This window comes from Lysinibacillus sp. HST-98, from assembly GCF_016757845.1.
Taxonomy (GTDB): domain Bacteria; phylum Bacillota; class Bacilli; order Bacillales_A; family Planococcaceae; genus Lysinibacillus; species Lysinibacillus capsici.
Window position 1 is genome coordinate 139740 of the sequence record NZ_JAENHX010000003.1, and the last position, 11672, is coordinate 151411.

11 protein-coding genes and 1 riboswitch are annotated in these 11672 nt (G+C 38.7%); of the genes, 8 read left to right on the forward strand and 3 right to left on the reverse strand.

Annotated features, from left to right (window positions below; all coding sequences use genetic code 11):
- The first annotated feature begins 20 nt into the window (after positions 1–20).
- From JIN86_RS09260 to JIN86_RS09270, 3 genes are all read left to right on the forward strand, one after another.
- Complete coding sequence (locus tag JIN86_RS09260; protein WP_004269392.1) at positions 21–623, forward strand: TetR/AcrR family transcriptional regulator; 603 nt, start codon at positions 21–23, stop codon at positions 621–623.
- Positions 607–1701, forward strand: coding sequence for a DUF418 domain-containing protein (locus JIN86_RS09265; RefSeq protein WP_202341767.1), 1095 nt, complete (start codon positions 607–609; stop codon positions 1699–1701). Before JIN86_RS09260 ends, JIN86_RS09265 begins: the two co-directional genes overlap by 17 nt.
- Positions 1702–1871: 170 nt before the next feature.
- Positions 1872–1967, forward strand: a riboswitch (SAM riboswitch).
- 70 nt (positions 1968–2037) lie between these two features.
- On the forward strand, positions 2038–2193 hold the full coding sequence (locus JIN86_RS09270) for a YezD family protein (RefSeq protein ID WP_004269393.1): 156 nt from the start codon (positions 2038–2040) through the stop codon (positions 2191–2193).
- 90 nt (positions 2194–2283) lie between these two features.
- Here JIN86_RS09270 and JIN86_RS09275 read toward each other — a convergent pair whose 3' ends face one another.
- Entirely contained in the window at positions 2284–2769 is a 486-nt protein-coding gene (locus JIN86_RS09275) for a flavin reductase family protein (RefSeq protein WP_202341768.1), read from the reverse strand.
- A gap of 149 nt (positions 2770–2918) precedes the next feature.
- On the opposite strand from JIN86_RS09275, the gene JIN86_RS09280 reads away from it, so the two are divergent.
- The gene (locus JIN86_RS09280; protein WP_202341769.1) at positions 2919–3704 is read left to right on the forward strand and encodes a VOC family protein; all 786 of its coding nucleotides are present in this window, start codon (positions 2919–2921) and stop codon (positions 3702–3704) included.
- A 531-nt stretch (positions 3705–4235) separates the two neighbouring features.
- Here the strand turns inward: JIN86_RS09280 and JIN86_RS09285 are convergent.
- Both JIN86_RS09285 and JIN86_RS09290 read right to left on the reverse strand, forming a co-directional pair.
- Entirely contained in the window at positions 4236–4514 is a 279-nt protein-coding gene (locus JIN86_RS09285; protein ID WP_202341770.1) for an amphi-Trp domain-containing protein, read from the reverse strand.
- Between the two features lie 145 nt (positions 4515–4659).
- Positions 4660–4860, reverse strand: a complete 201-nt coding sequence (locus JIN86_RS09290; RefSeq protein ID WP_004269397.1) for a cold-shock protein — start codon at positions 4858–4860, stop codon at positions 4660–4662.
- Between the two features lie 213 nt (positions 4861–5073).
- Here JIN86_RS09290 and JIN86_RS09295 point away from each other — a divergent pair, with 213 nt between their 5' ends.
- From JIN86_RS09295 to JIN86_RS09310, 4 genes are all read left to right on the forward strand, one after another.
- Positions 5074–6753 (forward strand): formate--tetrahydrofolate ligase, encoded by a 1680-nt coding sequence (locus JIN86_RS09295; RefSeq protein ID WP_048390103.1) that lies wholly within the window; start codon positions 5074–5076, stop codon positions 6751–6753.
- Positions 6754–7178: 425 nt separating this feature from the next.
- The gene (locus tag JIN86_RS09300) at positions 7179–9215 is read left to right on the forward strand and encodes a hydantoinase/oxoprolinase family protein (RefSeq protein ID WP_202341771.1); all 2037 of its coding nucleotides are present in this window, start codon (positions 7179–7181) and stop codon (positions 9213–9215) included.
- Positions 9216–9218: 3 nt separating this feature from the next.
- Positions 9219–10898, forward strand: a complete 1680-nt coding sequence (locus JIN86_RS09305; RefSeq protein ID WP_202341772.1) for a hydantoinase B/oxoprolinase family protein — start codon at positions 9219–9221, stop codon at positions 10896–10898.
- 12 nt (positions 10899–10910) lie between these two features.
- Positions 10911–11663: an IclR family transcriptional regulator gene (locus tag JIN86_RS09310; protein ID WP_202341773.1), complete on the forward strand. Its 753-nt coding sequence runs from the start codon at positions 10911–10913 to the stop codon at positions 11661–11663.
- Positions 11664–11672 lie beyond the last annotated feature (9 nt).

Genomic DNA, 11672 nt, shown 5'->3' on the forward strand with positions numbered 1-11672 from the left:
GGTAAAAAAGGAGGGTAATAATGGGAAATAAAGAACAAACTTTTCGAAAGATTATAGAAATTGCTTATGGGATGTTTGCGGAAAATGGTTTTGAAAAAACAAGCTTAGCAATGATTGCTACAGAGGTCGGTATTTCAAAACCAGCCATTTACTATTATTTTCAATCAAAAGATCAATTAATCGCTTTCATATTTGATGAATTGTATAAAGAAATTCAACATGATGTCGCTGTGGATTATAAAGAGCTTTCTTCCGCTAATTTTAAGGAGGAATTACTTAAGCTAGGCTATCAATCTATTGAGGCACAGGACAAGGACCCTTATTTTAATAAAATATTTAATCAATATGTACTATTAGCGGCTCGCGATGAAAACTATAAAAGACAATTAGTAGAGCTAGAAACCAGCTTTTTAACAAGCTTTGTTACTATCCTACGATATGGCGTACAGCTAGGCGTGTTAGAGGATACTCCCCATATAGAAGCGAAGGCACAGATGCTAGCCCTGGTCTATGATAATATCGGTAATTTCATGTTAACAGGCAACCAATTGAACTATAGGGCTATTTGGAAGGAGGCTGTACATAGCGTTATTCAAGGGGGCAAAGATGACAAAAAGAAATGATGATCGGCGCATTGAAGGTCTTGATTTTGCAAGAGCTCTCGCCATGCTTGGCATGTTCATTGTCAATTTTGGCGTTATAACAGGTTCTACAACGAATGGTTCAACATGGTTAATTGCCTTCCAACATCTTTTCGAGGGACGTGCTTCAGCCGTATTTGTCATGCTAGCAGGAATAGGGACAGCCTTCATGACTCGTCAGGCTAGAGAGAGTAAGGACCCAATCCTTCTTCGTCAAAATCGACTTACTTTGTGGAAGAGGGCGCTTTTGTTATTTACGATAGGGATACTATTATATGTGATCGGCTGGACAGGAGATATATTACATTATTATGGCGTGTATATGTTTGTTGCTGCTTGGTTGATTGCCCAATCCAAGAAAATGATGATCTTCATAATCGGTGCCATCCTTATCCTTTCACAATGGCTCCAAATTCAGTTTAATTACCTTGCTGGTTGGCATCCAACATATGTGTTACTAGAGTATCTTGATTTTTGGACACCAGCTGGATTTATAAGAAATTTGATGTTTAATGGCTATCACCCTCTATTCCCCTGGATTTGCTTCTTTCTGATAGGTATGGTGATAGGCACATTAGATTTAACAAATCATACATTAAGAAAAAACTTACTGGTGACAGGTTTATTGCTAGTCATCATGACTGAGACTTGTTCAACGTTATTCATTAAGATGACAACCATTCATTTATTAGATGTAGAGAGTGCATTGTATTTATTTGATACAGGACCGATTCCACCGAATATGATGTATGTCCTATCTAATTCGGCTTCGGCTATTGTCATCATTGTGGGCTCCATCTATCTTGTAGAGACATGTAAAAATAAAGTTATTCAATCTTTCATATTAACAGGACAAATGTCTTTAACGCATTATGTTGGCCATGTTGTTATAGGCATTGGAATACTAATTATTTGCCAAAAGCTGGAGAACCAAACACTTGCTTTTTCCATGCTGTATGCCTGCTGTTATTTTTTAGGATGTGTCTTTGTTTCAGTATGGTGGAGGGCTAAACATCATCGAGGCCCACTTGAATTCATGATGAGGAAATGGAGCTTGTAATAAATTAATGGAGTGCCATCTATTTCTCACTGACTAGGCATAAAATACTTTAGGTATAGGGAGTCTTTTAATCTAAACGACATATTGCATAGTATTCAACTAGGTTTTCTAATATTTTGTATTGACATTCCTATAGCAGAATTATAGAATTATTTTCAAGAAACGCAGTACTCTTATCAAGAGAGGTGGAGGGACTTGGCCCAATGAAGCCTCGGCAACCGAAAAACAGGTGCCAAATCCAACAGATGGTGTCTGAGAGATAGGAGGGGCTATCAATCAGTTTGATGCGTTGGCCTCTTTATGAACAATAAGGATAAAAAAGAAGGGGTGTATCGTATGGCTCAGTCAGTAAAAGTAGATGATAAGAAATTAGAGGCAATTGCGAAGGCGATTCAAAATCTTGAATTTGGTGAAGTGCATATTACGATTCAAGATGGTGTGATTGTGCAAATTAATAGGCTTGAAAAGCAGAGATTTCCGCAGAAAAAATAACCATGATTTCAGTAGAACTTATGTCAAACGGCCACCTATAAGCATGAAGGATTTCCTGTGCTTACAAGTGGCCCTTTTTTTGTGTAAAGGCTAGCTATAAAAGCTTTTTGGTATGGGACCGATATGACGGCGATGATACAGCAAGGGCTCTTTTTGAGCATTTGTAATATCTACGACCTGCCCTATAAAAATGGTATGGTCACCAGCATCGATTTGCTGAAATGTTTTACATTGTAAATTAGCTGCTGTATCATGTAAAATCGGTAGTCCTAAAGAGGAAGTGGACCATGTTGCTTGTGCAAAGCGATCAGGGATTTTACTAGCAAATAGTGTACATAAATGCTCTTGATCACTCGCTAAAATATTGACCGCAAAATTTGGCGCAGTCGTGAAATAGGGATGGAGCTGAGATTTTTTATCGAGTGACCACAAAATAAGGAGCGGGTCGATTGAAACAGATGCAAAGGAATTGACGGTTAAGCCAATCGGTTTTGTGTCATGACATGTCGTGACAACTGTTACGCCTGTAGGGTAATTACCTAATGCCAATTTAAAAGCAGCTACTAAATCTGTCATTCAAATCACCTCTTTATGAAATTAGTGAACGGAGTTTGTAGGTAAACGAAACTTTTTTTCATATCCTACTAGTAACTCCTTTTCTTGAGTAAATTTTAAACTAATCAAACATACAGGTAAAGGTAATGGGGAAAGAAAGGGGAATGGCCATGACTTTATATTTTGATCATCTGGTTCATCAAGTGGAATCACCAGAAAATATAAAGGTTTTCTTCAATAAACGAAATGTCCATACAGTGAATGGTGGGCAGCACACGATGTGGGGGACTTATAATACGTTAAGCTACTTTGGCTTAAGCTATATTGAACAAATTGCTATCTATGATCGTGATTTATTTGAGCAAGCGGCACAATACCCATATTCCCTACATTATACGTTTAAACGTGATCAAGAGCGCCAGGGATTTTCTCGAATTGCTCTGCGCACAAAAAATATTGAGGAAGAGGCTCGACGATTGCGAGCATTTGGCTATGAAGTATATGGACCAGATGCATGTAGCAGAACAAGACCAGATGGCACGGTGGTAGAATGGAAGCTACTGCATTTTGGTAAGCCAGATCTGCCAATTGATTTTCCATTTTTGATTGAATGGGCGGAGGAAGATGAAGAACGCTTTGTTCAATTAAAAGCAAGTGGTGCCATTGATGTCAAACAGGCTATAACGATGGAATCCGTCCAATTCTACGTCAAGGACATGCAGGCAACAGTACAGCTGTGGCAAGAGGTGTTACAGCTACCAGAGCCTACGCAATATGAGCAGTATATGTCACTACAGCTACCGAATATGCGTTTAGATTTCTATAAGGAAGAGAGTGCGATGACAATGACACTCGGTCATGTCAAAGAGGGACCATTTGGTGTGACATTAAAGGATCCTAAACGAACAAAAGAAACATTAGTTTGCCCTGGTGCTTTTTATTGGATAAATCGATAAGGAGAAAAGGCTGGGCCATAACTAACTGGGACCTTCATTAAGCCGAATAATCTTTAAATTAACAAAACATGATAACTAGAAAAACCGAACTATTCCAAAACACTTCGTGAGCATTTCAGTGGATAGTTCGGTATTTTTGTTGGCTGAAACACTTTTGCCCAAACACTTTACATAGTGTCGAAAACAAGAACATCCATAGAATTTCTGATGCAGGCTACTTGCTTTCCTGTTAGCGGGCCGCTTCCTCCGCTATCGCTACAATCCACTAACTTTTAGCAAAGGTGTTCACTACTCATTTATCGAGAGGTGTTGTCACTCATCACTTTTCTACTATGAAAAAACAAAAGCCACTTTTTTAGAATGGTTGATTGGAATGCAGCGTCATTCCTAGGGGATTTAGCGTTACAGAGGAGGCTCTGGAGCGAAAACAATCCTTCACCTTGCTAAAAGGTTTTAGCTAGTGACATGATCTTTATTCAACAGTATGGAAAAATCCACTTCATCTGAGAAGTGGATTTTCGTTGCCAATTGTTATTCGATGGTCATTTTTTTCGGTGTTTCTGTACCTGTATACCAATCAAACTCAATTTCAAATGAATGCTTGTCGCCCTTTTTGGTATAGGAGTATTCGATTTTGAGCTGTTCACTTGGGCTGACAACTGTTGGCTCTGTGCCTTGAACAAAAGTGAATTCACCATTTTCTTTAAGCTTTTTTGCAATCGTTTCCAGTGTTGCCGCAAATTCTGCTACACTTTGTCGTTCTTTATGCTTCAAAATAACTGCAGTCATGGGTTTATTTTGTTTATGCATCGAAATCCCTCCTTACGTATAATTACTTCTATTATAACATGGAGGAGGCATTCAGCTTATAAAACAACACAAAAAGCAGATGAGGAAAACGATGCATTTCCTAATCCGCTGCTAATCTGGAACTACATGGATAGCCCCATTATGCTTATAGTTTTACAACATTTGATGCTTGGGGTCCACGATTGCCTTCCACAACATCAAATGAAACCTTTTGACCTTCTTCAAGTGTACGGAAGCCTTCCTCCTGGATGCCCGTAAAATGAACAAATACATCTTCGCCATCATCACATTCAATAAAGCCATAACCTTTTTCATTATTGAACCACTTTACGATCCCCTGTTGCATAAGCATTCGCCTCCAATGCGCTTGAATGTAAAATAAAGTTAAATAAATGGTGCTCTCATTGTGAAAATGTGAAAAAAATGCATTTTCTCTTAGAACATACAGGAATTGAGCAAAGATGTCAATTGATTGACGAAATGCTTGTATATCTGGCTTTCTTTTTTTTCACAATTAAGACTATAATGGAAATGAACAACATAGAAAGTAGGATGCCAAATGACAACGAAAAATCAACCATTATCAGATTTAGAAATCGCTAGTCAAGCAGTGATCAAACCTATTACGGAAATTGCCAATGCTGCGGGTATTCCAGAGGATGCTCTTGAGCAGTATGGACGCTACAAAGCAAAGATTGACCCATTAAAAATTACTGCTCAGGGTGAGGATGCAAAGGTAGTATTAGTATCAGCTATTAGTCCAACCCCTGCTGGTGAAGGAAAGTCGACTGTGACTGTTGGACTGGCAGATGCCCTTCATCAATTAGATAAGAAGGTGATGGTCGCATTACGTGAACCATCATTAGGTCCAGTCATGGGCGTAAAAGGTGGCGCAACTGGCGGAGGTTACGCACAAGTTATACCAATGGAGGATATTAATTTACATTTCACTGGCGACCTTCATGCGATTACAACAGCTAACAATGCTTTATCCGCATTTATTGATAATCATATCCACCAAGGAAATACACTTAACATTGATCCACGACGCATTATCTGGAAGCGTGTCATGGACTTAAATGATCGTGCCCTTCGTAAAGTAGTGGTGGGATTAGGTGGTCCTGTTCAAGGCATGCCGCGTGAGGATGGCTTTGATATTACGGTTGCCTCTGAAATTATGGCGGTATTCTGTTTAGCAACAAGCATTGAGGATTTACGTGAGCGCATCGCTAGTATTGTGATTGGCTATACTTTCGAGCGTGAGCCTGTCTTTGTGCGTGATTTACAGGTAGAGGGTGCCTTAACACTATTATTAAAAGATGCCTTTAAGCCAAACTTAGTACAAACATTAGAGGGAACACCTGCTATTATCCATGGTGGTCCATTTGCGAATATTGCCCACGGCTGTAATTCTATTATGGCGACACAAACCGCTCGTAAGCTAGCTGATATTGTGGTGACAGAAGCGGGCTTCGGCTCTGATTTAGGTGCTGAAAAATTCATGAACATTAAAGCTCGTAAGGGAGGCTTTAAACCAAGCGCAGTTGTCATTGTAGCGACAATTCGTGCATTAAAAATGCATGGTGGTGTTCCGAAAACAGCTCTTGTAGGTGAAAATGTGGAAGCACTCCTACAAGGAATTGAAAACTTAGCTAAACATGTAGATACAGTTCGTACATTTGGCGTTGAACCAATTATTGCCTTAAATCGTTTTATCACGGACACAGAGGCTGAACTAGAAGCCGTTCTGAACTGGTGTCAAGAAAATCATGTTCGCATTGCCCGTACGAATGTCTGGGAAGAGGGCGGTAAAGGTGGTCTAGCCTTAGCTGAGCAAGTACTAGCTGTGCTAGAGGAAGAAAACAACTTCTCTCCTTTATATGATGTCACAGAGTCGATTGAAGAAAAGGTACGTACGATTGTGCAAAAGGTGTATGGCGGGAAAGATGTACAATTTACAGACCAAGCCAAAAAACAAATTGCCCAAATCGAAAAATTCGGCTGGGACTCTCTTCCAATTTGTATGGCGAAAACCCAGTATTCTTTATCAGACCAACCAAGTTTACTTGGTCGACCAGAAGGCTTCACCATTACAATTCGTGAAGTGATTCCAAAGCTTGGTGCAGGCTTCTTAGTTTGTCTAACTGGCGATATTATGACAATGCCAGGACTTCCAAAAGCACCAGCTGCTCTACGCATGAATGTCGATAATGAAGGACATGCGGTAGGATTGTTCTAAACGATATTAAAGCTGCCTAACTTAAATGGGCAGCTTTTTTTGATAATTTTGGTAAGTATCGTTCTAGAATCATCAATTGTTTACAATGCAAATATGGTATAAAAGTAAAATTTAGGGTGATTACTTTATCCACCCCTTGAGTAAAAATTCAAAAAAATTAATTTTTTTAAGATTCTAGTGAAAACTAGGATCTTTTTTATGTTCACAAAAATCATGAGAACTTTCCTTATAGAAATGTGTTTGGTATTTTTTATCTATATTTATCTGATATTGGAAAGATAGAGCTGATTTTTACAAGGAAGGACAATTGTCAAATGAATTTTTATTTAAAAAATACATTGAATTTTCTTTTTCTTTTAAATATAATTTATTTAATTCTAATTCGGAACACTGTACCGATAATAGGAACACGGAGGGATGAAGTCTTGAAAATCGCAACAGATATTGGCGGTACTTTTACTGACCTAGTTTTTACAGATGAAAAAGGAAATCTTCATTTTGATAAGGGACATACGACACCTGGTCACTTTGAGGATGGCATATTAAATGTATTAGGGCGACATGTAACGGAAGATTCTTTCATTGAATCATTTATTCATGGATCGACGGTTATTATCAATACATTAACGGAAAGAAAGGGGGGCGTAGTTGGGTTAATTACAACAAAGGGTTTCCGTGATGTTATAGAAATTGCTCGTGGAAATCGACCAGATTTATATAACTTTAAATATAAAAAGCCAGAACCATTTGTAGAGCGTTATTTACGTCAAGAAATTGATGAGCGAATCGACTTTAAAGGAAATATTATGAAAGCGCTTAATACCGAGGAAGTTGACAAGATCGTTCATCAATTTAAGGAATTGGGTGTTGAGGCGATTGCCATTTCCCTCATACATGGCTATAAAAATCCAATTCATGAACAACAGTTAAAAGAAGCCATTTTAAAAATTTGGCCTGAGGTATATATCACACTTTCAAGTGAAACGATTAAAGAATACCGTGAGTATGAAAGAACAAACACAACAGTCCTCAATTCTTATGTGAAGCCGATTGCACATGCCTACTTAAAAAGCCTAAAAGAGAAATTAAGCACAGTTGGCATTACAGACCATTTAAAAATTATGCAATCGAATGGCGGGACTACAAGCTTTGATAAAGCAATGGAGCTGCCGATTAATCTTGTAGAATCTGGTCCAGTAGCAGGTATGTTTGGAGCTGCAAAATTAGGTCAACTTCTCAATGAATCCAATATTATCGCATTTGATGTTGGTGGGACGACAGCAAAATGTTCGCTTATTACGGATGGCAAAGTCAATGTCACAACAGATTACTATATTGAAAGAAATGAAAAATTTGCGGGCTATCCAATTAAAACACCTGTAGTGGATATTGTGGAAATCGGAAATGGTGGTGGCTCCATCGCACGTGTAGATCAGTTTGGCTCATTAAAGGTTGGACCAGATTCTGCTGGGGCAAATCCAGGGCCTGTAGCATATGGCTTAGGGAATACACAGCCAACAATTACAGATGCCAATGTTTATTTAGGAAGATTATCCTTAGAAAACTTTGATAACCCAGTATCCATTGACAAAGTGGAGGAGGCTCTTATTGAAGGCATTGCGAAACCATTTAATGTGTCAGCAGAAGAAGCAGCACAAGGTATTTTAGATATTGCAAACTCTAATATGTTAAATGCACTGAAGCTGATCTCTATTCGTAAAGGCTACGACCCTGAAGACTTTACAATGGTGGCATTTGGTGGTGGTGGTCCACTACATGCGATGAATTTAGCAGAAGAACTTGGTATGAAAAAAGTCATTATTCCTTATGGCTCATCCGTCTTCTCAGCATTAGGAATGATGATGACCGAATATCGACAAGATTACATTCAAACAAGTTTAATGAACTTTGACAAAGATCATCTTGCGGTTATTCAAGAAAATATTGATCAAGTGATTGCCACTGCCTATGCAGATGCACCATTATCAAAGGATCATTATTATTTTGAAATTAATTATGATTTACGCTACAAAGGTCAAGAGCATGCCGTTAAATTAAATGCATCAGCTATTTTGCTTGATGAAGAGGGGCTACTTGCATTAGCTGAAGCCTTCCACATCAAACATAAACAAGAGTTTTCTTTTGATTTACCAGCTACACCAATTGAGTTAGTGAACTTACATCTTACAATCTACGGGAAAGATGAGGCGGTTCAATTTAAAGAGCTAGACTTCTCTCATATTGACAATTCCACATGTATCAAGGCACAACGCAATTTATATGTGAAGGGAACAGGTTGGGTAACGGTCAATGTCTATGACCAACAAAAATTAGTACCTGGCTATGTCATTACAGGTCCTGCCATTGTGGAAAATCCAACATCTACGGTCGTAATCAATGACAAGCAATCGATAGAAATTGATCAATACGGCAATTTGATTGTAGAGATGGAGGGGAAATAAAACATGAAAAAAGATGTTTTTGCAGTAGAAATTATTCAAGATTCATTGCTAGCTATAGGAGATGAGATGTTTGTTGCTCTAGCACGCTCTTCTATGAGCCCAGTTATCTATGAGGTATTAGACTATGCTTGTGGTTTAACAGATGCCAAGGGTAATTTAATTAGTCAAGGAAACGGTGTAACGAGTTTTATTGGGATGTTAAGTCCAATGGTACAGCGTGTAATTGAAAAGTTTGATAATGGGAAAAAACTACACGAAGGTGATGTCATTATTATCAATGACCCTTATGTTGGAGGCGGCTCACATTTATCGGATGTGGGCTTAGTTCTCCCAATTTTCTATAACGGTGAAATTATTGCGTACTCTGCCAATAAAGCACACTGGACAGAGGTAGGGGGCATGGACCCGGGTTCGTTTACAAGTAATTCTAATGAAATCTATCAGGAAGGTTTACAGCTACCAGGTGTCAAACTTTATCATCAAGGTGAGTTGAACGATGCAGTCTATGAAATCATTTCTACGAATGTTCGTTTACCAGAGCTTTCAATCGGTGATATGTTTGCACAAGTAGCTGCCTTAAAAACAGGTGAAAAACGAATCGCAGAGCTTTGTCAGAAGTTTGGTGCGGAATCGGTGAAATTGTCCATTCAAAAATTATTGGACAAGGGTGAGAAAATTGTAGAGTATGAGCTTCAACACCTACCTAAAGGTGAATTTTATGCGGAGGACTTTATTGAAGGGGACCCATTAAAGGGTGGACCTTATCCAATAAAAGTGAAAGTCACAATCAGTGATGAGGCGTTTATTTGTGACTTCAGAGGCTCACATCCTGCGGTCAATGTGCCAATGAACTGTTCTCAATTTGGTTTAATGGCAAGTGTGCGCGTTATGTTCCTAGCATTACTTGGCGATATTGACGTAATTAACGAAGGTGTCTTTAAACGCTTAACGATTATCACAGATGACAATTCCATTGTTTCTGCTAAACGTCCACATCCTGTGTCTATGAACTTTGAGGCACGTATTGGGGCAGCTGATCTCATTTGGAAAGCGCTTGCGCCGCATTTACCAGAACGCTTATCGGCAGGGCATTTACAATCTGTTTGTACGTTTATTCTCACTGGGAAAAATCCTGATAATGATGAGTCATTCCTAATTGTAGAGCCATCTGTTGGTGGCTGGGGAGCGGCGAATGATGAGGATGGGCAAAGCGGGCAATACTGTATGGGAGATGGTGAAACATATAATCTTCCAGTTGAAATTGCAGAAACAAAATACGGTATTCAAATTGATGAATATAGCTTAAATTGTGACGGTGCTGGTGCTGGTCAATTTAGAGGTGGCTTAGGTGTTCGTCGCGTTTATACAGTCAATCATGATGGTCAAAAGGTTTCTGTGAACTTAGGTAGACATCAATTCGCGCCATTCGGCTTAAATGGTGGTGGAGAAGGCTCTCACAACTATTTAATCATTCATAAAAAGGATGGAACGAAAATTGGACCAGTGGGTGTACTTGCCAATTATGAATTGCAAAAAGGCGACCGTATTGAGCTTGTGACTGCTACTGGCGGTGGTTATGGTTCTCCACACGAACGAAGCTCAGAGGCCATTGAACGTGATCTATTAAATGAATATATTTCTGTAGATGTAGCGAAAGAGCGATACGGTTATCAAAACGCTTAAAGGGAGAAATAGATGACTGTCAAGACATTAAAAAACTCATTGGATATACTAGAATGCTTTGCAACGACAGAAAATGCATTAGGTGTTCGTGAAATTTCACGCATGATGAAACTGCCGACAAGTGTCGTGCAAAGAACCATTAATACATTTACAGAAGCGGGTTATTTAATACAGGATGAACACACGAAAAAATATAAATTAGGTTATAAAATGTACCTTTTTTATGATGTGTTATCGAATTCAAAAGACCCTCACTCGACCATTTATGAATTGATGCAAAATCTTACCAGTGAAATCAATGAATCAGTATTTCTTACTTATATGGACAATGAATACGGTGTCACAACGAAAATAGCCGAAAGCAATAAAAATGTAAAGTATGCGGTGTCTTTAGGAACAAAGACACCCCTTTACATCGGTGCTTCCTGTAAGGTCATGTTTGCTTATTTAGACGAGGACAGGCAACTGGAATTAATGGCCTTCTTTCATGAGGAACAATCGAAGGAAGAGCAGGTTTCTTTCCTAGCGTCATTAAAGGAAGAGCTGCAACAAATTCGTCAAAACAACTGGTGTGTTACCGTCGGAGAGTATAATGAACATGCATTTGGCATCAGTGTACCGTTATTTAACTATAAAAAGGAAATCACTGCATCTCTTACAATTTCTGGGTTAGTATATGATTTAGATGATCAAAGGGAGAAAAATATGCTTGAACAGTTAGTGAAAGTAGCTCAGCAAATACAATCACACATTTCAAAATTATAACAACAATAG

Coding starts and splice junctions, on each gene's coding strand:
- JIN86_RS09285 (WP_202341770.1), bottom strand. CDS start 4,514: ATGCATAAACAAAATAAACCCATGACTGCAGTTATTTTGAAGCATAAA.
- JIN86_RS09265 (WP_202341767.1), top strand. CDS start 607: ATGACAAAAAGAAATGATGATCGGCGCATTGAAGGTCTTGATTTTGCA.
- JIN86_RS09280 (WP_202341769.1), top strand. CDS start 2,919: ATGACTTTATATTTTGATCATCTGGTTCATCAAGTGGAATCACCAGAA.
- JIN86_RS09260 (WP_004269392.1), top strand. CDS start 21: ATGGGAAATAAAGAACAAACTTTTCGAAAGATTATAGAAATTGCTTAT.
- JIN86_RS09270 (WP_004269393.1), top strand. CDS start 2,038: ATGGCTCAGTCAGTAAAAGTAGATGATAAGAAATTAGAGGCAATTGCG.
- JIN86_RS09305 (WP_202341772.1), top strand. CDS start 9,219: ATGAAAAAAGATGTTTTTGCAGTAGAAATTATTCAAGATTCATTGCTA.
- JIN86_RS09295 (WP_048390103.1), top strand. CDS start 5,074: ATGACAACGAAAAATCAACCATTATCAGATTTAGAAATCGCTAGTCAA.
- JIN86_RS09290 (WP_004269397.1), bottom strand. CDS start 4,860: ATGCAACAGGGGATCGTAAAGTGGTTCAATAATGAAAAAGGTTATGGC.
- JIN86_RS09275 (WP_202341768.1), bottom strand. CDS start 2,769: ATGACAGATTTAGTAGCTGCTTTTAAATTGGCATTAGGTAATTACCCT.
- JIN86_RS09310 (WP_202341773.1), top strand. CDS start 10,911: ATGACTGTCAAGACATTAAAAAACTCATTGGATATACTAGAATGCTTT.